Annotated in this window: 19 protein-coding genes; 9 read left to right on the top strand and 10 right to left on the bottom strand. The window is 65.2% G+C overall.

The window, feature by feature from the left end; genetic code table 11:
- Window positions 1-60: 60 nt before the first annotated feature.
- The 6 genes from C7450_RS28615 to C7450_RS28590 all read left to right on the top strand — a co-directional run bounded on the left by C7450_RS28615 (window position 61) and on the right by C7450_RS28590 (window position 7,163).
- Window positions 61-756, top strand: a complete 696-nt coding sequence (locus C7450_RS28615; RefSeq protein WP_110377905.1) for an AIM24 family protein — start codon at window positions 61-63, stop codon at window positions 754-756.
- On the top strand, window positions 756-1,847 hold the full coding sequence (locus tag C7450_RS34780) for a pepsin/retropepsin-like aspartic protease family protein (protein ID WP_245450178.1): 1,092 nt from the start codon (window positions 756-758) through the stop codon (window positions 1,845-1,847). Before C7450_RS28615 ends, C7450_RS34780 begins: the two co-directional genes overlap by 1 nt.
- Before the next feature lie 504 nt (window positions 1,848-2,351).
- Complete coding sequence (locus tag C7450_RS28605; RefSeq protein ID WP_110377904.1) at window positions 2,352-2,855, top strand: tripartite tricarboxylate transporter TctB family protein; 504 nt, start codon at window positions 2,352-2,354, stop codon at window positions 2,853-2,855.
- A 10-nt stretch (window positions 2,856-2,865) separates the two neighbouring features.
- Window positions 2,866-4,365 (top strand): tripartite tricarboxylate transporter permease, encoded by a 1,500-nt coding sequence (locus C7450_RS28600; protein WP_110377903.1) that lies wholly within the window; start codon window positions 2,866-2,868, stop codon window positions 4,363-4,365.
- 54 nt (window positions 4,366-4,419) lie between these two features.
- On the top strand, window positions 4,420-5,418 hold the full coding sequence (locus C7450_RS28595; protein WP_425351265.1) for a tripartite tricarboxylate transporter substrate binding protein BugD: 999 nt from the start codon (window positions 4,420-4,422) through the stop codon (window positions 5,416-5,418).
- 341 nt (window positions 5,419-5,759) lie between these two features.
- The gene (locus C7450_RS28590) at window positions 5,760-7,163 is read left to right on the top strand and encodes an amino acid permease (protein ID WP_110377901.1); all 1,404 of its coding nucleotides are present in this window, start codon (window positions 5,760-5,762) and stop codon (window positions 7,161-7,163) included.
- 28 nt (window positions 7,164-7,191) lie between these two features.
- Here C7450_RS28590 and C7450_RS28585 read toward each other — a convergent pair whose 3' ends face one another.
- From C7450_RS28585 to C7450_RS28550, 8 genes are all read right to left on the bottom strand, one after another.
- Window positions 7,192-8,340, bottom strand: a complete 1,149-nt coding sequence (locus C7450_RS28585) for a saccharopine dehydrogenase family protein (RefSeq protein ID WP_342588556.1) — start codon at window positions 8,338-8,340, stop codon at window positions 7,192-7,194.
- A 377-nt stretch (window positions 8,341-8,717) separates the two neighbouring features.
- Window positions 8,718-9,491, bottom strand: a complete 774-nt coding sequence (locus C7450_RS28580; protein WP_110377900.1) for a ferredoxin--NADP reductase — start codon at window positions 9,489-9,491, stop codon at window positions 8,718-8,720.
- Window positions 9,492-10,200: 709 nt separating this feature from the next.
- Entirely contained in the window at window positions 10,201-11,310 is a 1,110-nt protein-coding gene (locus C7450_RS28575) for a hypothetical protein (protein ID WP_245450176.1), read from the bottom strand.
- Window positions 11,307-12,443 (bottom strand): DegT/DnrJ/EryC1/StrS family aminotransferase, encoded by a 1,137-nt coding sequence (locus C7450_RS28570; protein ID WP_110377899.1) that lies wholly within the window; start codon window positions 12,441-12,443, stop codon window positions 11,307-11,309. The genes C7450_RS28575 and C7450_RS28570 overlap by 4 nt, the downstream gene beginning before the upstream one ends.
- Window positions 12,440-13,471: an NAD-dependent epimerase/dehydratase family protein gene (locus tag C7450_RS28565; protein ID WP_210206565.1), complete on the bottom strand. Its 1,032-nt coding sequence runs from the start codon at window positions 13,469-13,471 to the stop codon at window positions 12,440-12,442. Before C7450_RS28565 ends, C7450_RS28570 begins: the two co-directional genes overlap by 4 nt.
- A 58-nt stretch (window positions 13,472-13,529) precedes the next feature.
- Window positions 13,530-14,774 (bottom strand): DegT/DnrJ/EryC1/StrS family aminotransferase, encoded by a 1,245-nt coding sequence (locus C7450_RS28560; RefSeq protein WP_110377897.1) that lies wholly within the window; start codon window positions 14,772-14,774, stop codon window positions 13,530-13,532.
- The gene (locus C7450_RS28555) at window positions 14,771-15,844 is read right to left on the bottom strand and encodes a Gfo/Idh/MocA family protein (RefSeq protein ID WP_110377896.1); all 1,074 of its coding nucleotides are present in this window, start codon (window positions 15,842-15,844) and stop codon (window positions 14,771-14,773) included. Before C7450_RS28555 ends, C7450_RS28560 begins: the two co-directional genes overlap by 4 nt.
- Entirely contained in the window at window positions 15,841-16,380 is a 540-nt protein-coding gene (locus C7450_RS28550; RefSeq protein WP_110377895.1) for an acyltransferase, read from the bottom strand. Before C7450_RS28550 ends, C7450_RS28555 begins: the two co-directional genes overlap by 4 nt.
- Window positions 16,381-16,689: 309 nt before the next feature.
- Here C7450_RS28550 and C7450_RS28545 point away from each other — a divergent pair, with 309 nt between their 5' ends.
- From C7450_RS28545 to C7450_RS28535, 3 genes are all read left to right on the top strand, one after another.
- Window positions 16,690-17,979, top strand: coding sequence for a glycosyltransferase family 4 protein (locus C7450_RS28545; RefSeq protein ID WP_110377894.1), 1,290 nt, complete (start codon window positions 16,690-16,692; stop codon window positions 17,977-17,979).
- A gap of 158 nt (window positions 17,980-18,137) precedes the next feature.
- Window positions 18,138-19,358 carry a glycosyltransferase family 4 protein gene (locus C7450_RS28540; RefSeq protein WP_110377919.1) on the top strand — a complete coding sequence of 407 codons (1,221 nt, stop codon included), beginning with the start codon at window positions 18,138-18,140 and terminating at the stop codon, window positions 19,356-19,358.
- Window positions 19,355-20,611, top strand: coding sequence for a glycosyltransferase (locus C7450_RS28535; protein WP_110377893.1), 1,257 nt, complete (start codon window positions 19,355-19,357; stop codon window positions 20,609-20,611). Before C7450_RS28540 ends, C7450_RS28535 begins: the two co-directional genes overlap by 4 nt.
- On the opposite strand, the gene C7450_RS28530 is transcribed toward C7450_RS28535, so the two are convergent.
- Both C7450_RS28530 and C7450_RS28525 read right to left on the bottom strand, forming a co-directional pair.
- Window positions 20,557-21,912, bottom strand: a complete 1,356-nt coding sequence (locus C7450_RS28530; protein ID WP_110377892.1) for an O-antigen polymerase — start codon at window positions 21,910-21,912, stop codon at window positions 20,557-20,559. The two genes, C7450_RS28535 and C7450_RS28530, sit on opposite strands and share 55 nt — an antisense overlap.
- Window positions 21,909-22,634 (bottom strand): YdcF family protein, encoded by a 726-nt coding sequence (locus tag C7450_RS28525; RefSeq protein WP_110377891.1) that lies wholly within the window; start codon window positions 22,632-22,634, stop codon window positions 21,909-21,911. The genes C7450_RS28530 and C7450_RS28525 overlap by 4 nt, the downstream gene beginning before the upstream one ends.
- Window positions 22,635-22,672 lie beyond the last annotated feature (38 nt).

Genomic DNA, 22,672 nt, shown 5'->3' with positions numbered 1-22,672 from the left:
CTGTTTATCGCAGGGCTGGTTTGTGTAACGTGCCATCATCTCCAGACGATGGACCCAGCCATGCAGACAACAATCACAGGCACCACGCTTCCCGTTCTGCAAGTCAATCTCGAGCCCGGCGAGACAATTATCGCCGGCCCCGACCAACTGTCCTGGCTCGCGGGCCCGGTCAAGCTCACGACGACCACAGCAACGGCCGGCTCCAGCGGCTTCTGGGGGTCCATGGGGCGAGCTTTGACGGGTGGCGGCCTGTTCATGACAGAGTTCACGGCGGAGGGAGGATCAGGCCTTGTCGCCTTCACCGCGCAGATCCCCGGCAGCCTCCACGAGGTACAGGTGGGCGGTGGCCGCTCCTATTTCATCCACCACCACGGCTTCCTTTGCGCGACAGCCGGCGTCGAACTCGGCATCGGCTTCCAGCAGTCGCTCGGAGCGGGAATCTTCGGAGGCGACGGCTTCACCTTGCAGAAGCTCTCCGGCACCTGCACGGCCTGGGTGGAGCTGGGCGGCGAGACGGTCATCTACGACCTGAAGGCGGGCGAAGGTCTGCAGGTTCATCCCGGCCATGTCGGCATGTTCGAGGATACCGTCAATTTCCAGCTCACGACCATCCGTGGCGTCAAGAACGTCCTGTTCGGCGGCGACGGCCTGTTTCTCGCCCAGCTCACCGGGCCGGGCAAGGTCTGGCTGCAAACCCTGACCGCGCCGAAACTGGCGCATGCGCTGGCCCACTACCTGCCCAAGGCCGAACGCTGATGCGCCTGGCACGAATGGGTCTTGGCGCGATGATCGGCGCCCTTGCGCTGGGGACGACGGCGCTGGCGACGACGGCGATGGCCGAGCCGCGCTACACCGATGAGGGCCGCGCACCGTTCCTGCGGTTTCTCGATGCGCCGGGGGCGGACGAGCCCATGCGCCGCCCGCCGACGCTGCATCTGTCCTTCGGCGGGCAGGACTATCGCGCCGTGATGGATACGGGGTCGACGGGCGTCGTCGTTTCAGCGAGCCTCATTCCCAATGTGGACCGCCTGCCCGTCGTCGCGCCCGGACAGCTGACCTATACGAGTTCAGGCCGCATCATGCGCGGGGACTGGGTCGTGACGCCGTTGACGATCAGCGGTGCTGGCGGCACGTCCATTACAACCCGGCCCATGCCAGTGCTTGCCGTGCGCCAGATCGACTGCTTTGAAAACGCCCGCGATTGCCAGGCCACCGATGATCCCCGCCACGTCGTCATGCTCGGAATCGGCTTTGCGCGGGAAGGCGACCGGCAGAGCCAGAGCACGCCGGACAAGAACCCTTTCCTCAGCCTGCCCGACATGGGCGAGATGAATAAGCCCGGCCGTCTCAGGCGCGGTTATGTGGTGACGCGCGAGGGTGTCCATGTGGGCCTCACGCGCGCCAATACAGGCGGCGAGTTCCGCTTCGTGAAGCTCGCCAGGGCGGATGACGGCAGCGACTGGGCGGCCATACCCGGGTGCATGTCCGTGGGTGGCGGCGAGCCTGCCTGCGGCACGGCCCTGATCGACACCGGCGTTTCCGATATGTACCTGACGGTGCCACCGGACCGGGAAGCCGGCTTCGTGACCCAAGGCGACCATGGCCGCACGCTCGTGCCCGGCACGAAGGTTTCGGTGACATTCAGCGCGCGGCCTTCCAACGATGCGCCGGGCTATCTGTTCACGGCCGGGATGGGGAGCGACCCGCTTGCGCCGTCACGCATCATTCTGGTCGGCAGGAAGGATCGCCCGCCTTTCGTCAACACCAGCGTCCACATCCTCAATGGTTTCGACTATCTCTATGATGCCGATGAAGGCTATGCGGGCTTCCGCCGGCTGGGGCGCTAAGCCCGATCGACATTCAAGCATAGCCCAAGAGATACCGTCGTCATCACCAGGCTTGTCCTCGACATCGGTTTTCCCGATCTCGGCTCTTGATAGGGAACTCGGCAACAGCCGAGTTCCCTATTTGATAAGCTGAAGTCTGGCTTGCCCGACTTCAGTGACAAGCCCGGTCGTGACCGCTGAGAATGCTGACTGCGATAGCGTCCTCATCGACGCGCTATCCCTGCCATTCGCCGCCCCTCTCCAAAGATTGCGCCTGCTCCGAACCTGCCGACGACCGGTCGTGCGAGGCGATTCGATGGCAGCAGCGCGACAGGCGCGGCTCCCGCGACATTCGCCAAAGGTCGAAGTGCATAATGTGCAAATCTGTATAGATAGGGATAGGTACATAAGGTTTTGTGATCTTGATCGTTATGGTTGAACCCGTCCGGCAATAGGCCGATAATACATAAGAAACGACCGCGTGCCTGAAACGCGGCAGGAAAACAACCTGACCCAGGGGGGAGAATGGCTCAGCAGGAGGAGCGTTCCGCAGCGACGACAGTGCGTCACCATATCCGTGGTCCTCAAAACTTCGCAGCCGGCTTGAGCCTTATCGGCGTCTCAATCCTTGCATTCTGGGCGTCCAGCGACCTTACGCAAGGATCGCTCCGGGCCATGGGTCCCGGCATGCTGCCGCGTACCATCGCGACCCTGCTGGCGCTATGCGGCTTCATCCTCATCGCCATTTCCTTCGTGAAGGACGGGGCCCCCCTCGAGCGCTGGCACATGCGCGGGCCATTCTTCGTCTGCCTCGGCCTCATCGCCTTTGCCGCAACCGTCAGGACGGTCGGCCTGGCGGTTGCCGGTCCCCTGCTTGCCATCATCTCCGGCTTTGCCTCGCCCGAGACGCGCATCAAGGAACTGATCATCTTCGCGATCGCGATGACGGCTTTTTCGGTCGGCTTGTTCAAATACGGGCTCAACCTGCCGATCCCCGTCTTCATCATTCCCGGCGTCGTTTATTACTGAGGCGCCGACCATGGACATCATCAGCCATCTCGCGCTCGGTTTCTCCACTGCGCTCACCCTGCAGAACATCGGGCTGTGCCTCATCGGCTGCCTCATCGGCACGCTGGTCGGCGTGCTGCCGGGTGTCGGTCCCATCGCGACCATCACGATGCTTTTGCCGATCACCTTCGGCATCGATCCCGTCGGCGCCCTGATCATGCTGGCGGGCATCTACTACGGCGCGCAATACGGCGGCTCGACGACCGCCATTCTCGTCAATATCCCGGGCGAGGCGACCGCCGTCGTCACCACGCTCGACGGCCATGAAATGGCGAAGCAGGGCCGGGCCGGTACGGCGCTCGGCATCGCCGCCATCGGTTCCTTTTTCGCGGGCACGGTGGCGACGCTGGTCATCGCGGCCGTCGCCCTGCCGCTGACGAAGCTCGCGCTTCTGTTCGGCCCGGCGGAATATTTCTCGCTCATGGTCATGGGCCTCGTCTTCGCGGTGGTGCTGGCGCGCGGATCGGTGCTCAAGGCCATCGCCATGATTCTCGCCGGCCTGCTGCTCTCCACCGTCGGCACGGATCTCGAAACCGGCGAGGAGCGCATGACCTTCGGCTACGCGCCGCTCGCGGACGGCATCGACTTTGCCATCCTCGCCATGGGTATCTTCGGCTTCGCGGAGGTCCTGCGTAATCTGGAGGTAACCGAGCACCGGGACGTCGTCCGCAAGGCGATCGGCCGGCTCCTGCCATCCCTGGCAGAGCTCAGACAATCGAGCCCCTCCATTCTGCGTGGCACCTTCATCGGCGGCGTCCTCGGGATTCTCCCCGGCAACGGCGCCGTGCTCGGGCCATTCGCCTCCTACTCGCTCGAAAAGAAGATCGCCAAAGACCCGCGCCGCTTCGGCCATGGGGCGATCGAAGGCGTGGCAGGACCTGAATCGGCGAACAATGCCGGCGCGCAGACATCCTTCATCCCGCTGCTGACCCTCGGCATTCCCCCGAATGCGGTGATGGCGCTGATGGTCGGCGCCATGACCATTCACGGCATCGTGCCGGGCCCGCAGGTGATGACGCGCAACCCCAACATGTTCTGGGGCATGATCGCCTCGATGTGGATGGGCAACCTGATGCTGCTCATCATCAACCTGCCCCTGATCGGCCTGTGGGTGAAGCTGCTCAAGGTGCCCTACCGGCTGATGTTCCCGGCCATTCTGATTTTCTCGAGCATCGGCGTCTATTCCATCAACAATTCGCCGGCCGACGTGGTGTTCACCGCCGTCTTCGCGATCATCGGCTATGGCATTATCAAGCTCGGCTTCGAACCCGCACCGCTTCTGCTTGGTTATGTCCTCGGCAAGCTGATGGAGGAAAACCTGCGGCGCGCGCTCATCATTTCCCGCGGCGACCTCATGACGTTCATTGAGCGGCCGGTGAGCGCAGGCCTTCTCTTGATTGCCGCGACACTGCTCATCGTCGCCGTGCTGCCGTCGATCCGCAGAAGCCGCGACGAGGTCTTCGTGGAATAGTTCGCGGATATCCAGTTTTTCAAATGAATTGCATGACCTAGGGAGGTTCAATCGATGCACAAGACCCTTTCAAGACGCCTCATGGCAGGCCTTGCCGCTGCCATGGCTGTTGGCGCAGGCCTCGGCTTGTCGCTGGGTGGCGCCGCGGCCGCCTATCCGGAGCGGCCGATCACCATGATCGTCCCCTTCGCGGCCGGCGGACCGACGGACGTGATCGCGCGGATTGTCGCCGAGAACATGTCGAAGACGCTCGGCCAGCAGATCATCGTGGAGAACGTGGCCGGCGCCGGCGGTACGACCGGCAGCACCCGCGCTGCCCAGGCCGCTCCCGACGGCTATACCCTGGTAATGGGCCATATGGGCACCCACGGCGCGGCACCCGCCCTCTATCCCAACCTGAAATACGATCCGGCGAAGGATTTCGCGCCCGTCGGTCTCGCGGCCGGAACGCCGATCCTCATCGTCGCGAAGAAGGATTTTCCGGCCAAGGATCTCAAGGAATTCGTGGCCTACGTGAAAGCCAATGCCGACAAGGTCAACCAGGCCCATGCGGGCGTGGGCTCGGTGTCGCACAGCACCTGCACCCTGCTCGACGCGCAGCTCGGCATCAAGCCGACGCTGGTGCCCTATGGTGGCACGGGCCCGGCCCTGAACGATCTCGTCTCCGGCCAGGTCGATTTCATGTGCGACCAGATCGTCAATCTGGTGCCGCAGATCCAGGCCGGCACGATCAAGGCCTATGCGGTGGCCACCCCTGAGCGCTCGCCCTCGCTGCCCAACGTCCCGACCACGAAGGAAGCCGGCCTGCCAGACTATCAGGTCAGCGCCTGGAACGCGATCTTCGCACCGAAGGGGACGCCCCAGGACATCATCGCGAAGCTGAACAATGCGCTCGTCGTGGCGCTCGACGACGAAAGCACGCGCAAGCGCCTGCTCGACCTTGGCGGCGTGATTGCCGACAAGCCCGGCCGGTCGCCGCAGGCGCTCAACGATCTCGTGGTGAGCGAGGTGGCGCGGTGGACGCCGGTGCTGAAGGGCGCCAACAGCAAGTAAGACGACTGATAGAGACCAGGGGTGGCGGGACCGCATCTCGCCACCCCTGATATATGCCAGCCATTCAGACAAAATGGCCTTTCTTTTAAAGACATACCTTACCAGCTAATGCTTTCTCGCATTCATCCATGCAAATTCGATGTAAAAATTGGAGAGACAACGCTCGAAGTTTAAAAATATTGAGCAGCTGAGCCACGCAAGACCATTCTCGCCCGTGCGCAGGATGCTCCGGCACCGTTCGCCATACGATCTACATAAGCGACACCCCCGTTTACCTGTCGGCCCCAAGCGGTTTCACCTATCGAGAGATCTCGCGCCCTATCCTTTGCGGGAGACGATCGATGCGCGCAGCGCAGAACGGCGAGCCGGCCTATACACGTGGCCTCAAGCCGCGGCATATCAAACTGATCTCCCTCGGCGGGGTGATCGGAGTGGGTCTTTTTCTCGGCTCCGGGCGCGCCATCGCCAAGAACGGCCCTGGCCTCCTCGCCGCCTATGCCCTCGCGGGTTGCGCCATCTATTTCATCATGCGTGCGCTCGGCGAACTCATCATGCACCGGCCCGTCTCCGGCGCCTTCGCAAGCCACGCCAACGAATTCGTTGGTCGCTGGGCCGGCTATGTCACGGGCTGGTCCTATTGCTTCGTGTGGGTGACGATGGGTATGGCAGAGATCACCGCCATCGCGCTGTTCGTGCGTTACTGGTATCCGGACGTGCCACAATGGCTTCCCGCGCTCATCACGCTGGGCCTTCTCTATGCTGCCAACCGTCTCACCGTTCGGATATTCGGAGAGTTCGAATTCTGGTTTGCGATCATCAAGATCGTGACCATCCTGGCGTTGATCGCCATCGGGATCGCGGCCCTGGTTTTTGGCTTCGGGCCGCTGAAGCAACAGGCTCAGCTTGCCAATCTCTGGAGCGATGGAGGCTTTTTCCCGCAGGGCGTGTTGGGATTTGCGATCACGCTGCAACTGGTTATGTTCGCGTTTCAAGGCATAGAAATCATCGGTGTCACCTCGGGCGAAGCGGCGGATCCCCGGCGCACGCTACCCCGCGCGGTCAATAGCGTCATATGGCGGATCCTGTTCTTCTACATCGGCTCGCTGGCCGTCATCATGACCCTGATCCCCTGGACAGAATTCGCTCCGGATCAAAGCCCCTTCGTCGAAGTCTTCGCGAGAAGCGGCATTCCGTCGGCCACCACGATCGTCTACCTCGTCGTCATCAGCTCGGCCGCCTCGTCCTGCAACAGCGGCCTGTTTTCCACGGGTCGCATGCTGCACGCACTCGCCCAGAACGGCCAGGCGCCGGCGGCATTCGGGCGGTTGAGCGCCAAGCATGTACCGGCAACAGCCATCACGTTCTCCGCATCGATCATGCTGATCGGCGTCTTGCTCAATTATCTCGTGCCGGGCCGCGTGTTCATTTGGATCACCAGCATCAGCACCATCGGCGGCATCTGGACCTGGGGCATGATCATGTGGACGCACCTGCGGTGGCGCCAGGCGGTCGCGGATGGCCATGTTCAGGCTGTCGCCTTCCGCATGCCCGGCGCTCCCTATATGAACTGGGCCGTGCTCGCCTTTCTGGGCCTCGTGTCGCTATTCCTCGCCCTCGACGAGGATACGCGCGTGGCCCTGTACGTCCTGCCGTTCTGGGCCTTGGCCTTGTGGCTCGGCTATAACGCAACAAGGGCCGTCCCGCCGATGTCCGACCCCATTGCCCCGGCGAACAGCCCGTCGTGAGGCGCTTTCCGATCAATCTGACGTCGGCTCAGTGCGTCTCCGAGCCGCGCGCCTTCTGCAGAAGCAACTGCCCGGCCACCGTGCCAAGATAGTCCTCAAGCCGCGCATCCTCCTGCTTCAGGAAGCCGCGTGCCGGCAGCCGGCCAGTCAGGAACAGCTCGATCATGGCGACGCAACCGGCGGCAGTGGTGAGCTGGATCGCGCCGAGCTCGGCCGTGCTCTCATAGCGCAGGATGATGCTGTCCTCTTCCATCCGGCCCCGGCGTTCGCCGATACCGGTCACGAAGATGACCACCACGTCATTGGGCGTGAACGGGGCGGCGCGTTCGAGAATACGGCGCAGCGTCGGCCGGTCCTCGGCCAGCGCCAGCCCCTGCAACAGAAGCTTCATGATCTCGGCATGACCGGGATAGCGCAGCGTCTTGTAGGACATGTCGTCGACCTGGCCCGCCAGCGTCTCGGTCAGCGTGCCGAGCCCGCCGGAGGTGTTGAAGGCCTCGTAGGCGACGCCGTCGATCAATACCTGCTCTAGTCCTTCGAGCGCCGGCACGCGCGTGACCTGCCCGGCGTGAATGATCTCGCAGGGGTTGCAATATTCGTTGATGAGACCGTCGATCGACCAGGTCACGTTGTAGCGCAGGGCGTTGGTCGGATAGCGGGGCAAGGCGCCGACGCGCATGCGCAAGCTGTGCAGATGCTCGAAGCGCTGGGCCATCTCCGCACCAAGCACGCAGATGAAGCCGGGCGCCAGACCGCATTGCGGCATCATGGCGACGGGCGAATCCACGGCGAGCGCGCGGATGAAGGCCGTGGTCGCCACATCCTCCGTGAGGTCGAAATAATGCGTGCCCGTCTCCACGGCCGCCTGGGCAATGCCCCTGTTGAGGCTGTAGGGCAAGGCGCTGACGACAATGTCCTGATTGTTCAGATGGCGCAGCAGGGCGCTCCTGTCGGCGGCGTCGAGGCGCGTGCGCCTGAGGCTTTTGCCATGCACCAGCGCCAGCTGCGCCCCGCTGGCGTCGGCAAGCGTCACCGCATGGCCGGCGCCTGCGAGCATCGTCGCAATGGTTGTCCCGATATGGCCGGCGCCCAATACGGTGATGCGCCGCGACGGCGTGACCGCGACCTCGGCTGGCATCGAACGCACGAGTGATTGGACCGGCAGTTGGATGGTCATCTCTGGCCTCCCCCGTTCAGGAGGAAGCACAGGAGGCCCCTGATCTGAACGCCAGCAGGCCCTTGGTCCGCGATCATTCGCTTACTCACCGTACGCATCCTCCTTACACACGGGGGGTGAAAGAAGTTGCCTCGTGACCGGCCTGCGGTATGGAACGCGCCAAACAGCCGCCAGCCGGCACGAAGCTTGAACCGCGATCATGCCGCCAGGCGAGACCCTTGGGAGCATGCGCGACAAGCACAAGGAATAAGGGAGGACCGTAAAGGAACTCTGTCGGGAGAGGCAGACAATCCGCCGGTCTGGCCAATGACGCGCCATCACCGCCTGCGGCGTTTATTTTATCCAGCGCGTCCGGTCGATGAGGCGGGCATGGCGGCCTACTTCTGGGCGAAGGCCTTCTCGATCACATACTGCCCGGGCTCGCCGTGATTGCCCTCGATAAAGCCGCGGCCGTCGAGAAACCGCTTCAAATCCGCCAGCATCTCCGGGCTGCCGCAGATCATGACGCGGTCATGCTGCGGGTCGAGCGGCGCCAAGCCGAGGTCTGCCTCAAGCTTGCCCGCTTCGAGCAGCGCCGTGATGCGCCCCTGGTTGCGGAAGGGCTCGCGGGTCACCGTCGGATAGTAGAGCAGTTTCGCCGTCACGTCCTCGCCGAGGAATTCATCGCCCGGCAGTTCATTCAGGATGCGATCCTGGAACGCGAGCTCCGCCACATAGCGGCAACCGTGCACCAGCACCACGCGCTCGAAGCGTTGATAGCTTTCCGGATCCTTGATCACGCTGAGGAAAGGCGCGAGACCCGTTCCGGTGGCGAGGAGGTAGAGATTGCGACCGGGCAAGAGATTGTCCTGCACCAGCGTGCCCGTCGGCTTGCGGCCGACGATGATGCGATCGCCCGGCTTCAGATGCTGGAGGCGCGAGGTGAGCGGGCCCTCCGGCACCTTGATGGAGTAGAATTCCAGGCTCTCCTCATAATTGGCGCTGGCGATGGAATAGGCGCGCAACAGCGGCTTGCCATTCACCGGCAGCCCGATCATCACGAACTGGCCATTGAGGAACCGGAAACCGGAGTCCCGCGTCGTGGTGAAGCTGAACAGCGTCGGTGTCCAATGCTGAACCGAAAGAACCTCTTCCTCAAAGAAATTGCTCATCGTCTCCGTCGCATCCCGTCATGCTGCACTGCGTGAGATAGGCATTCCATCGCCCGTTCTCAATCCGTCCTTCACCCGATCCCGAAGGCCCCGAACGGGCCGTTCACAGACCGAACACCGTAAGCCGCCGCGCACCCGGTCCGGTCCGCGATGCGCCGCTCCTCAAGCCTCTCGCAACGGACCGAAGGCGCCGACGGACATCCGTCACATCCCTCTCCCCGCCACCGCGAAAACCCTCTCGTCCCTGATGGGGAGAAGGCCTCGGTAATTTACATAAACTAGAACATAAAAATAAAAAATCACATAATTTGTATGTGTTAATGACATATCCGGCGCGCAGGTTGCCCGGCGCGACGCCAGCTTGGTCACAAAAGACGAAAAGCGTCTTGCGGGATATGCGCGTTTGCACAGGGCGACGTCAATAATCCAGATAGACGCGGGGGGAAAGTGGAAACGCTCCCGATCGCATCATGAGAGCGCGGAATTGTATTCGCAGGGCTGATCCGCGGCCCGATCGGGCGCAATGCAAGAGCGAAAGAGCCGCCTAAAATCAATCGTCCCAATATTCAATATCGAATTGTTAAAATAACAATGTAATCCAAGGTGGCAGCGGCTTGCCGACCACCTCGGAGACACGAATCAATATCTTCTGGACGCTTGCGGTTCTTGCGATCGATGACGGCTGTCGTCACGCGAACATGCCATCCCGTCACACCATTTGGGCGAAACCACCCGGCAGGGCGGCCCCTCCGCGCCGGATCCATTCGGCGGCACGCAGGCCGCCGGTCTGCAGCCGCACGATGGGCTCCGGTCCCAATGCGCTGAGAAGAATGCCCATGTGCCCGGGACGGGGGGCCTGAAGCGGCCAGACTGTACCCCCGGCCTCGGCGAAGGCGGCGCGATCGATATCGCCCCACACCTGCGCAATACAGGCTTCCGGCGCCATGGCTGCGATGCGGCGCGCCTCATGCGCGTCGATCCGCATCGACGAGGACGGTTGCAGCGCGACGACGACCGCATCCCAATCGGCGGCGAACATGGCGCTTGTGTCCGGGAAGAGCCAAGCGAAGCTATCGGCGTCGGCCAGTCCCTGCAGGATATAAAGGCCGAATGGATTATCGCAGATCACGGCAACCCGGCTCCCTGCCAGCGCCACGCCCGACTCGCGCAGCAGCGCAGCCGCGAGTGGCCCCAGGAAGGAGAAGACGTCGATAGACGGATGCCGCTCGTTGACACCGACCACCGGGATGCCGCGGGATCGGCAAGCCGCGAGCGCGATATCCTCCGGCCGGAACTCCCAGGCCTCGAACATCAGCGCGACCACCGCCTCCGGCGGCAGCCGCTTGATGAGGCGCGCGCCAAGCGGCCGCAGATGCCCGCTGTTGGTGACGATATCGATCGCGCCGAGCCGATCCTCCGGCACATGCGCGAGCAGCGAGATCCGCCCCGCAACGCCGGCAGCCTGGGCGAGCGCCTCGACGCTCGCATGGGCGACGCCGACAGAGCCATGGCGGCTCGGGCGCGCGACCGCATAGACTTCCTCGGCCCCGGCCATGGCCGCGATGACGGGCGTGACCGCGTAGGCGCCTGTCGCCGCCTCCGTCAAAACCGTGAGGCCCGTGAGATCGAGCCCTGTCGCCGCAATCGCCTGCTGCATGAGCGCGACGAGCCGCGCCGGGAGGAACTCGGAGCCGGGCTTGCCCGCGAAGGTCGTCGCGGATCGGATCGGAGGCGTGGCGTGGCGCGGAGCCAGCACCGTGTCCGCCAGCCTCGCGGCGTTGATTGCAGGGGCAGATTGCGGCGGATGAAAGCCGTTCATAACAACACCTCCCGCAGCGAGGTCACCACCTCCGCCTGCATCTCCGCGGTCATCTGCGGGAACAGGGGCAGAAGCAGGCTTTGATCGCGCGCCTGTTCGGAGGCCGGCAGCGGCGCGCGCTGCGGCAGGTCCGCATAGGCGGGTTCCATATGGATGCACATGATGCCGCGGCGTGTGGCGATCTGGCGGTCGAGCATCGCCTGCATGACCGCGCGCTGATCGCTGCCGCGCGGCAGACGGACGCAGTAGCTCTGCCAGTTGGATCGCGCCCAGGGGGGCTCCTCGGGCGGTCGCACGCCGGGGATGCCGGCGAGAAGCGCGCGATAGTTGTCTGCGAGGTCCCGCCGCCGCTCGATGATCCAGGGCAGGCGCTTCAATTGCTGGCGGCCGATCGCCGCCTGGACATCGGTCAGGCGGTAGTTGAAGCCGGTCGTTGGATAATCCTCCACGACCACCCGCGTGCTCTGATGGCGCGCGGCATCGGGCACGCTCATGCCGTGCTGGCGCCACAGCCGGAACAGCCGGTCCCATTCGAGATTGCGCGTCGTGATGACGCCGCCGTCGCCCACCGTCAGGACCTTGCGCGGGTGAAGCGAGAAGCAGGCAATGTCGCCGTGGGGCGCACCGATGCGCTGCCAGCGGCCGTCAAGATGGATCTCCGAGCCGATGGCGCAGGCCGCGTCCTCGATCAGCGGCAGGCCGTGGGCCCGGGCAATCGGCAGGAGCGCGGCGAGATCACAGGGCATGCCCATCTGGTGCACGCACAGAATGGCCCGCGTGCGCGGCGTGATGGCCGCGGCCACGGCGCCGGGATCCATCGTGAAAGTCCCGGGGAGGATGTCCACGAAGACCGGCGTCGCCCCGCATTGCCGGATCGCGTTGGCGGACGCGATGAAGGTGTGGCTGACCGTGACGACTTCGTCCCCCTGCCCCACGCCCAGCGCCAGCAGCGCGAGATGCAGCGCCACCGTGCAGTTGGACACGGCGCAGGCATGGGGAGCCCCGACGAGGGCCGCGAATTCGGCCTCGAAGGCCGCGACTTCGGGTCCCTGCGTGAGCCACCCCGACAGCACGACACCGGCCGCGGCCTCCGCCTCCGCAGCCCCCACCATGGGGACGGCGAGCGGGATCATGTCACGATCTCCGCCCGCCACGCCGGCATGGCGGACATGGCCATATGGGCGCGCGCGGCAGCCAGAGATGCGCATTCCGGCTGCTCCTGCCACCAGTTCACCAGTTCCCGCATGCCTTGCGCCAGTGGCACATGGGCCGAGAAGCCGATCGCCTGACGGGCCGCGGTGGTATCGGCGAGGCGCCGCGGAACGGGATTGACCGCGCGCTCCGCCTCGTGGACCGCCGTGAGATCCGACTGCCGCATCACAGCCGCCAGAACCGCGGCGAGTTCGAGCAGGGATGTTTCCCGGCCCGTCCCGACATTCAGGGCGATGTCCGTTGCATCCGAGGCTGCAGCCAGGAGATTGGCGCGGGCGACGTCGCGGACATGCACCATGTCCATCGACTGCAGGCCGGAGCCGAAGATGACCGGTGGCTCTCCCGCCGCGAGCCGCTCCATCCAGCGGATCAGCACCTCGGTGTAGCGGCCGTGGATATCCATGCGCGGTCCATAGACGTTGAAATAGCGCAAGGCGACATAATCGAGCCCGTACATGTCGTGGAAGGACCGCAGCATTCCTTCACCGAAGGCCTTGGCCGCGCCATAGAGCGTGCGGTTGCCATAGGGATGCTGCCGCTCGGTTGTCGGGAAAGTCTCCGCCATCCCATACACAGAGGCAGATGATGCCATGACGATCTTGCGGATGCCCATCTGCCGGCAACGCTCGATAAGATCGAAGGTCGCATCGACCATCACTTCCATGGCGAGCCGCGGCTCCGCCGCGCAATGGGTGATGCGCAGGGCCGCCTGGTGAAAGACCGTGTCGATACCGGACAAGAGGCTCGCCATCAGGGCGCGATCGCGGATATCCCCCTCGATCAGCCGCACGCGGCCGGATGCGAGCGCCGCGGCCAGATTCTCCGGGCGCCCGCGGATCATGTTGTCGATGACGACGACCTCGCTGCAACCGACCTTCAGGAGCGCGTCGACGATGTGCGAGCCGACGAAGCCGGCGCCACCTGTGACGAGCATGCGGTGACCGGCCAGGACCTTGCAGGCCTCGGACAGGCATTGGGTCACGCCGTTGGGCGTGTCATTGGGCGTATCATGCGGAACGTCGTGCATCGCAAACCTCATCGATGATCGGAGCGCCATCCGGAATGTGAGGGGAACGAAAAGCCAGGGAATCGGCAGGGCCGGCATCCTCGCGCCATTGGCTGCTGCGGCTGCGGTCGGCGCGCGCGGGCGACCTGGACGCCGCGCAGGCGCGACGGACTGCGGCAATGACATGGTCGACCTGATCGGGCGTGAGCTCGGGATAGATCGGCAGCGAAAGCGTCTCCCGCGCGGCCGCCTCGGCGACGGGGAAGTCCCCTTCGCGATAGCCGAGATCGGCATAGGCCGGCTGCAGATGCACGGGACGGGGATAGTGGATACCCGTCGCCACACCGTCTGGCCGCAGAGCCGCCGCCAATGCGTCGCGCGCCGGCGCGCGGATCGCGAAGACATGGTGGACATGGTCGCGGCCGGCCTGAGCGGGGAGCCCAACGTCCGAGGAGGCTAGCCCGCGATGATAGGCGTCCGCGATACGGCGGCGTTCCTCGGTCCAATGCGAGAGATGGCGGAGCTTCACGTCGAGCAGCGCGGCCTGGATCGCGTCGAGCCGAAAATTGTAGCCCTTGCGGATATGATTGTATTTGCCCGCCTGCCCCCAGTCGCGCAGGCAACGCACGGCCTCCGCGAGATCGGCACGCTTGGTGACGATGGCGCCACCTTCGCCGCAGGCGCCGAGATTCTTGCCGGGATAGAAGCTGAAGCAGCCAATATCCCCGAACGCCCCGGCGCGGCGACCATCCCTCTCCGCGCCATGGGCCTGCGCTGCATCCTCGATGACGAGCAAACCATGCCGCCGGGCAATGGCGCCGATGGCCTCCATGTCAGCGAGCCGCCCATGCAGATGAATGGGCATGATGGCGCGCGTGCGGGGTGTGATCGCCGCCTCGATCCGCGCCGGATCGAGGGTCAGGCTCTCCGCGTCAACGTCGACGAGCACGGGCCGCGCGCCGCAATATGCGATGGCGGCGACCGTCGCGACAAAGGTGAGAGGCGTCGTGATCACTTCATGACCGGCACCGACGCCTGCCGCTTCGAGCGCGAGATGGAGCGCTGCGGTGCCGCTGCTGACGCCGACCGCTTCCGCGACGCCGCAATAGGCGGCAAAGTTGCGCTCGAAGTCTGCGACAGGGGAGCCGAGCACATAGCCGCCGCTGCGCAGCACGGCCAAGGCGGCATTTTCGAGCTCGGCGGCAATCGTCGCGTATTGCGCCTTGAGGTCGAGGAGCGGGATCATGACACCCTCCTCAGCGGCGCGAGTTCGACGGGATGTCCCCGCTGATTGAGGGATTGCGTCGCATATTCGAGATAGGAGACGATATTGAGCCCGACCGCGCCGCTCGTCAGCGGGACGCGATTGTTGGCGACGCAGTCGACGAAATGCTCGATCTCGGTGACGAGCGCCTCCTTCACCGAGGTCTGCGGAGCCCACATGTCGCCGATCCGGTACGACACGCGCGCTTCGTGGATCCGCTCCTGTGCGAGCCTGATGTCCACGCCGCGATCGTAGACCTTGACCTTCTCGCTCGGCTCCAGATCGTCATAGACGATCATGCGCTGGCTGCCGCCGATCAGCGTGCGCCGCACCTTGACCGGGGCAAGCCAATTGACATTGAGATGGGCGATCGTGCCGCTCGAAAAATAGAGCACGATATGCGCCATGTTCTCGCGGTTGCCATGCAGATGGTCGGCGCCGCAGGCCGAGATGGCCACGGGCACATCATCAAGCAAGAAATCGATGATCGAGAGGTCATGGACTGCAAGATCCCAGATGACATTGACGTCGCTCTGGAAGAGCCCAAGATTGATGCGGGTTGAATCGTAGTAATAGACCTCACCGACGATCCCCTGCACGACAAGATCCCGGATTTTCTGCACGGCGCCCGTATAGACGAAGGTGTGATCGACCATCAGAATGAGATTGCGACGGTCGGCCTCCTCGATGAGCGCCGCACCCTGCGCCGAGGTCTCGGTCATCGGCTTTTCGACCAGCACATGTTTGCCGGCCCGCAGGGCAGCAAGCGCCATCTCATAATGCTGACGGACGGGCGTTACCACCGCGACCGCGTCGACAGAAGGGTCGGCGATGACGTCCCGCCAGTTCTTCCAGAGATGTGCACCCGGATACATGCGGCCGGCGCGGGCAAGGGCATCGTCGGAGGCATCGCCGATCGCAGCAACATGGCACCCTTCGGTGGTCGCGATACTGCGCGCGATATTCGGCCCCCAGTAGCCGTAGCCGATGACACCGACGCCAAGACAGGCACGGGATGGCGCCTTCGGTTCACGCTGCTGCCGATTGGTCATGCGAGCCTCCCCGACGAGCGGGCCGCGCGGGCTCCTCTGCGCCAATCACGGGGGGCGGTGCGCTCCCGCCTGCGCACATCACCGATGACGCGGGCGGGAACGCCGACGACGATGGCGTGGTCCGGCACGTCGCGCGTCACCACCGCGCCGGCCCCGACGAGAGCGCCCTCGCCGATCGTGATGCCACAGACGATCGTGGCGTTCGAACCGATGGAGGCACGCCGGCGCACCAGCGTTCTGACGAGGTCCCAGTCGTCCTCGGTCTGCAAGACGCCTGCGTCGGTGGTCGCCCGGGGATAGAGACCATTGGTGAACATCACACCGTGGGCAATCATGACCTCGTCCTCGATGGTCACGCCTTCGCATATGAAGGAATGGGAGGAGATCTTGCAGCGGGCGCCGATGATCGCGCCTTTCTGGATTTCCACGAAGGGGCCGATCCGCGTCCCGGCTCCGATATGGCAGCCGTAGAGATTGACGAGATCCGGCTGGAATATCCTCACTCCGTCTCCCAGTTCGACATTGGCGATCGCCATCGGCTCGTCTCCCCGTCTGCGCGCCGACCCTGCCGCGGCACCCAACGGCACAAGCTAGGCTGAACGGGACCGCGAGGGAGCCTCCGAATGCGACGGATCAGGCCCCGGGAAAAGCGTTATGGGCCGCAGTGACTATGAGGCTGTATCGTTACCCGTGAGGCGTAGACGGCTGTGGTAGCGCGATGCGGCCGTACCTCTTTTGCACGCCTTGTCGGGGCCCCTCGCGGGCGAGGACAATCAGCGGTACCCGAAAGCGCGTTCATCCCGCGCTCCGCCGACAAAGCGCCCGGGAGCGCGGAGGCATCGCCCATGCAGATCATCCTGGCCAACCGCTATTTCTTCCCCGACGAGTCGGCAACGAGCCGCATCGCGACCAGCCTCGCACAGGGGATCGCACAGGGCCCCGCCGGACGTCCCGCAGCGGCGGCCATTGACGGTGTCCATATCCTGGCAAGCCGGGGGGTCCACAACGACGCAAGCCATACGCTGCCGCCGGACGGCGAGATCGGCGCAGTGCGCATCCACCGCCTCCCCACCACGCGTTTTGGCCGCGACCGGTTGATCGGCCGCATGCTCGACTACGCCACCTTCCACATGAGCGTCTTCACCGCCCTCCTCAAACATGTCCGGCGCGGCGATGTCGCCATCATCTGCACGGATCCGCCCATGCTGTCCGTCACCGCGATGGCGGCGGTGCGCCTGAAGGGCGGCATCATGGTCAACTGGATTCTCGATCTCTTCCCCGAAATCGCCATGGACCTCGGCGTGCTCGGCCGCGAAGGGCTCACGACCCGGGCCGCCCTCTGGCTGCGGGATCTTTCGCTCAAGGCGGCCCATCGCAATGTCGTCCCCATCGCGCGGATGGCGATGCATCTCGCCGATCGCGGCATACCCGTCTCGAGCCTCGCCATCATCCACCATTGGTCCGACGGCGAGGCCATCCGGCCGATCGCGCCTGGAGAGGGCGCGCTCAGGCAGGAATGGGGCCTCACCGGCAAATGCGTCGTCGGCTATTCCGGCAATCTCGGCCGCGCGCATGAGTTCGACACGGTGCTGGCCACGGCGGAGCGGCTGAAAACGCGTGACGACATCGTGTTCCTGTTTGTCGGTGGCGGCTATCGGCGTGCCGCCGTCGAGGCGGAGGCGGCCCGGCGCGGCCTTGCCAACGTGATGTTCAAGCCGCTGCAGCCGCGGGAGCGGCTTGCGGAATGCCTCGGCCTTCCCGACGTCCATCTCGTCAGCCTGCTGCCGCCCATGGAGCCTTATATCGTGCCGAGCAAGTTCTACGGCATCGCGGCGGCCGGCCGGCCCACGCTGTTCGTCGGCGACACCGATGGGGAGATTGCTCGCGCCCTCGCACGCGCACAATGTGGCGCATCGGTCGCCATCGGGGATGTCGACGGGCTCGCGCGCGCCGTGCTCGACCTCGCGCAATCGCCCGAGCGCAGGCGCGAATGGGGCGCCAACGCACGCCAAGTCTACGATGAACACTTCAGCGAGACGCGCGGCATCGCCGAATGGCGACAGCTGATCGACACGCTGGCGCCGGCGCGCACGGATGTGGGTGCGCCGACATTGTCGCGCGGTATGCCGACATGAGCGCGCCCCCGCTGCAGGCCGCGCCTGCGCGCGGCGAAACGCAGGGAAAAGGCGAAGGGCTGCCGATGCGTCGCCCCGCAGAGAGCCTTCACGGCACAAGGCAAGGCAGCACGCGCGACCGGATCGGACCCGTCGCCGTCGTCCAGCTCGGCGCACGGATGCATTATGCCGTGCCACGCATGCTGGCCGCGCAGGGCGAGCTGGCGCGGCTCTATACGGATATCACGGGCGTCCAGGGCTGGCCGCGCCTCCTGGGGCATCTGCCGCATCGCCTGTTGCCCGGCGCAGTTCGGCGCCTGGGCGGCCGTGTGCCGGGCGATATCGATCCGCGCCTCCTGACGAGCTTTCCGGGATTTGGCCTCGCCCTCGCGCTCCGCCGCCTTGCGGCGCGAACGCCCGAACGCGAGACGGCAGCCGCCCTGTGGGGCGGGCGCATGCTGGCGCGCCGCGTCACGGCCCAAGGTTTCGGCGATGCAGCCGGGCTTTATGCCTTCTCGGGCGAAAGCCTCGATGTCCTCAAGGCCGCCCGCGCGGCGGGCCTCTGGACCGTCGTGGAACAGATCATTGCGCCGCGTGGCATCGTCGAACGGCTGATCGCGGAGGAAGAGGCGCGCTTTCCCGACTGGCAGGCGCCAGCCGCCGCGAACCGCCTCGCCGCGCAATTCGCCGCGCAGGAGATTGCGGAATGGGGAGCGGCAGACCTCGTGATCTGCGGCTCGGCCTTTGTGCGCGATGCCGTGATCGCCACCGGGGGCGATGCCGCGCGGACCATCGTCGTGCCCTATGGCGTCGATCAGCGCTACGCCCTGCCGCCGCGCCCGCCGCACGGCGGCCCCCTGCGCGTGCTGACGGTCGGCGGGATCGGCCTGCGCAAGGGGTCGCCCTATGTGCGCGAGGCGGCGCGGCAGCTTAAGGGGCGCATGACCTTCCGCATGGTCGGCCCCTGCCCTCTGACGCCTGCCGCCAGACAGGCCCTGGCGCGAGATGTCGAGCTGGTGGGGGCGGTTCCGCGCAGCGAGATCCAGCGCCACTACGCCTGGGCTGACGTGTTCCTGCTGCCCTCGATCTGCGAGGGCTCCGCGACAGCCACCTACGAGGCGCTCGCGGCGGGTCTGCCCGTCGTGACCACACCGAATGCCGGCAGCGTCGTGCGCGACGGTCGCGACGGCTCGATCGTGCCGATCCGCGATGTCGATGCGATCGTTGCCGCGCTGCTGAACCTCGCCGGTAATCCCCGGCTGCGCCATGAAATGGCCCGCGAGGCCGGCATGCGGGCTGCCGAGCATGACCTCGCCCAATACGGCGAGCGCCTCCGATCGGCGCTCGTCCAGGCCCGCGCGCTCCACGCGGGGCGGCCCGCATCCAGGGAGCCACCATGAGCGCCTCATCGATCGACATCGGCAGCATGGTCTCCCCGGCCCCCGCCGCGCCACTGCCCGCGCCAGCCGCGCTGAAGGTGGGCATGCTGCTCGGTTCCATTGCGCCAACGGCCGGGGGGGTCGCCGCTTGCGTCCAGGCGCTCGGCCTGGCTTTGCACGCGCGACCCATGTCCCACCGCGTCGAAGTCTTCTCCCTTGCCGGTGGCGACGGGAGCCGCAGGCTCGGCGGCTGGGGCGCGCTGCCGGTCACGCTGTCCCAAACCAGGGGGCCGCGCAGTTTTGGCTATGCGCCCGGCCTGTCCGCCGCGATGGCCACTGCCGATCTCGATGTGCTCCACGTCCACGGCCTCTGGATGTACCCCTCGGTGGCGGCCAGGCGATGGGGGGCCGCGCGGCATGCGCCCTACATCGTGAGCCCGCATGGCATGCTCGACCCCTGGGCGCTCGCCAACAGCGGCTGGAAGAAGGAGATCGCCGCGCGGCTCTATGAGCGCGCGCATCTCACCGACGCCGCCTGCATCCACGCGCTTTGCGACGCGGAACTGGAAGCGATCCGCGCTTTCGGCCTGCGCAACCCCGTCTGCGTGATCCGCAACGGCGTCACCGCCCCGACGCACGGCGCGGCAGATCGTCCGCTCTGGCGCAAGGCTCTGCCTGCCGATGCGCGCGTGCTTCTCTTTCTCGGGCGGCTGACGCCGAAGAAGGGGCTGACGAACCTGATCCGCGCCTGGAGCGCCTTCAAGCAGCGCGCCGGGACGCGGGCCTCGGCCTGGCATCTCGTGATCGCCGGCTGGGGCGCCGACGGCTATGTCGCCGGCCTGCGGTCGCTCACGGCCGATCTTGGTCTCGGCTCCAGCGTGCATTTCATCGGCCCGCAGCACGACACGGCGAAGGACGCGACCTTCGCCGCCTCGGATGCCTTCATCCTGCCCTCGGTGAGCGAGGGCTTGCCGATGGCCATCCTGGAAGCCTGGCAGCACGGCCTGCCGGTATTGATGACGCCGCAATGCAACCTGCCGGAGGGCATCGCTCATGGCGCCGGCATCGCGGTGATGCCCGACATCGACAGCCTGACCGCAGGCCTTGCCGATCTCGCCTCCTGGCCGCCGTCACGGCTCGCGGCCATGGGCCATGCCGGCCGCGCGCTGGTCACGGCGCATTTCAGCTGGCCAGCCGTGGCAGAGGACTTTTCGGCCGTCTATGAGTGGATCTGCAGGGGCGGCGTGAGACCCGGCTGCGTTGATATCTGGTAATCCTTCGGCGCCACAGCCGACATTCGATCCCGCGAGACGTCATCGCGCCGCTGGCGTGCATAGAGCAAGGCCGGCAGGAGGAAGATCGCGAGTTGCACCCAGGCGGATACGATCCACTGGGTGAAATGGGACAGCGTGTGCATCGCCGGCACCACCGACAGGAGATAGACGATTTCCGCGCCCGTGCTGCCGGCCACGGCGGCGCGGTAGATCGCGCGCATGGCAAAGGCGACCAGGAAGAACTTCAAGGCGCCGAAATACCAGAAGGATGAAAAGGCATCGGCCATGCCCGTCTCGGTACTTCCGAGCAGCGGATCATATTCCCGATCGTAACGCTGGTCCATTTCGATCATCAGCGCACTCTTCAAAACGGGACCGACAACCTGCGCGGGGACAAAGGTATAGACCAGCATATTCCAGTGAAATACGCCGTAGTCAAAGTCCCGGCTGCGGTCAGTCGCCGCGATGCGCAGGACCGCATTGTGCATCTCAGGCCCACCTCTTTCCAGAATCTCTTCGAAATTCTCGACGATATCAATCTGGGATAGCGACAAAACGTCAGGTATACCTTCACTCCGCGTCAATTCGCGATAGTCATGGGTCGAGCCCAGCAGCAAGGTCCCCGCGACAAGCCCCGTCAGCATGAGGAAGCGGGGCGCCGCCCAACCCCGGTGAAACCACAGGGCCAATGCGACGAGCATCAGGAACTCCATGGCCTCGCCGCGCTTGCCGGTGATGATGATGCGATCGAGATAAAGGAGGCTTCCACCCAGCACGATGGCCCAGGCCCATGTCGACGGACGCCGCGCGAGGCAGATGAGACCCAGCGCCAGGCCATAGGTCAGCATCCGCGAGAAGAACAGGTACACCACGGGCAACCCGCTGATCGTCGTGCCCACCGTCACGTCGCGCGGCAACCGGCTGAGCTGGATGTAGAAGGACGCGCCGACCAGCGACAACACGCCTGCCGCAATCAGCAGACGACGCTCGTCAAAAGTCCAGTCGCCAAGACGCATGGGCCTGCGGCAGGCCCACCAACCCATCTGACACATGGCAAGACAGAGGCCGGTGAAGGCGATCGCCTTGGCATAGCCGCCAGCCGGCAGAAAGCGGTCCGTCGCAAGGCCGGGCAGTTGCGGGAGGATGAAGGCGAAGGTTATCGCGGCCGCCAGGAACGGAAATTCATAGATCTTGCCGGGACGAGTCATCGCGGACAGCAACATGGCGACCGTGATAACCGCGAGAATAGCGGTCCAGATCCAATTATCCCATTGCCACCCGGCTTGGTTGTAGGCGCTCATGGCCTCGCCCTTTGCGTATGTTCGCTCCCGAACTCCGTGATGTCGATGCCGTAGCGCAGGATATACCAGGCGACCTTCATATATTCGAGGAGGATGCGACCGCTGTCCGGATCCTCCATCAGGCGCCAGGACGACCATTCCGGCTCGACCGGCGCCGATGCAAAGGCGACCCACGGCGCCACGGCCCGAAAACAGGCGAGAGCGCGCCGGCTGTGGAACCAGCTCGTGACGATGACGGCACGGCGCACCTTCGCCTCAATCAGCATGGGCAAGGAAAAGCGGGCGTTCTCCCACGTATTGCGCGACTGACATTCCATCCGGATCACCCCGGAGGGAACACCGCTCTCGATCATCATCTGTCGAATGAAGGTGCAGTCCCCATCGCCGGCGATGATGACATTTGGCGCAACGCCGGCGCGATAGAGCGATGCGGCTCGATAGGCGCGTCGCGGGCCGTCCCCGCCCAGCACGACGATGGCATCGACACGGCCCAGGTCGGAACGCACCGTCAGCAATCGCTCAGCCGCCAGCAGCCCGAAAGCCGGGGCCATGATCATCGTCGTCACGGCAAGCGCGGCCAGGACAAGGAAGCCCGCGCCCCGCGAAGAACCTGCACCGCGGGACAATCTCGCCTGGTCGGCAATCGCGACAGACCATCGCTCTCTTTCTGCAATCATGGGCCGATCGGCCTTGATGGAGGGACAGAACAGGCCCTGCTGCATGGCAACGTCCCCCAAGCCCTATCTTCAGACCAGCAATC

Origin of the sequence: Chelatococcus asaccharovorans (assembly GCF_003201475.1) — a bacterium.
Lineage (GTDB): Bacteria > Pseudomonadota > Alphaproteobacteria > Rhizobiales > Beijerinckiaceae > Chelatococcus > Chelatococcus asaccharovorans.
This window is presented reverse-complemented; position numbering and strand designations above follow the sequence as displayed.

Coding starts and splice junctions, on each gene's coding strand:
- C7450_RS28615 (WP_110377905.1), top strand. CDS start 61: ATGCAGACAACAATCACAGGCACCACGCTTCCCGTTCTGCAAGTCAAT.
- C7450_RS34780 (WP_245450178.1), top strand. CDS start 756: ATGCGCCTGGCACGAATGGGTCTTGGCGCGATGATCGGCGCCCTTGCG.
- C7450_RS28605 (WP_110377904.1), top strand. CDS start 2,352: ATGGCTCAGCAGGAGGAGCGTTCCGCAGCGACGACAGTGCGTCACCAT.
- C7450_RS28600 (WP_110377903.1), top strand. CDS start 2,866: ATGGACATCATCAGCCATCTCGCGCTCGGTTTCTCCACTGCGCTCACC.
- C7450_RS28595 (WP_425351265.1), top strand. CDS start 4,420: ATGCACAAGACCCTTTCAAGACGCCTCATGGCAGGCCTTGCCGCTGCC.
- C7450_RS28590 (WP_110377901.1), top strand. CDS start 5,760: ATGCGCGCAGCGCAGAACGGCGAGCCGGCCTATACACGTGGCCTCAAG.
- C7450_RS28585 (WP_342588556.1), bottom strand. CDS start 8,340: ATGACCATCCAACTGCCGGTCCAATCACTCGTGCGTTCGATGCCAGCC.
- C7450_RS28580 (WP_110377900.1), bottom strand. CDS start 9,491: ATGAGCAATTTCTTTGAGGAAGAGGTTCTTTCGGTTCAGCATTGGACA.
- C7450_RS28575 (WP_245450176.1), bottom strand. CDS start 11,310: ATGAACGGCTTTCATCCGCCGCAATCTGCCCCTGCAATCAACGCCGCG.
- C7450_RS28570 (WP_110377899.1), bottom strand. CDS start 12,443: ATGATCCCGCTCGCCGTCCCCATGGTGGGGGCTGCGGAGGCGGAGGCC.
- C7450_RS28560 (WP_110377897.1), bottom strand. CDS start 14,774: ATGATCCCGCTCCTCGACCTCAAGGCGCAATACGCGACGATTGCCGCC.
- C7450_RS28555 (WP_110377896.1), bottom strand. CDS start 15,844: ATGACCAATCGGCAGCAGCGTGAACCGAAGGCGCCATCCCGTGCCTGT.
- C7450_RS28550 (WP_110377895.1), bottom strand. CDS start 16,380: ATGGCGATCGCCAATGTCGAACTGGGAGACGGAGTGAGGATATTCCAG.
- C7450_RS28545 (WP_110377894.1), top strand. CDS start 16,690: ATGCAGATCATCCTGGCCAACCGCTATTTCTTCCCCGACGAGTCGGCA.
- C7450_RS28540 (WP_110377919.1), top strand. CDS start 18,138: ATGCATTATGCCGTGCCACGCATGCTGGCCGCGCAGGGCGAGCTGGCG.
- C7450_RS28535 (WP_110377893.1), top strand. CDS start 19,355: ATGAGCGCCTCATCGATCGACATCGGCAGCATGGTCTCCCCGGCCCCC.
- C7450_RS28530 (WP_110377892.1), bottom strand. CDS start 21,912: ATGAGCGCCTACAACCAAGCCGGGTGGCAATGGGATAATTGGATCTGG.
- C7450_RS28525 (WP_110377891.1), bottom strand. CDS start 22,634: ATGCAGCAGGGCCTGTTCTGTCCCTCCATCAAGGCCGATCGGCCCATG.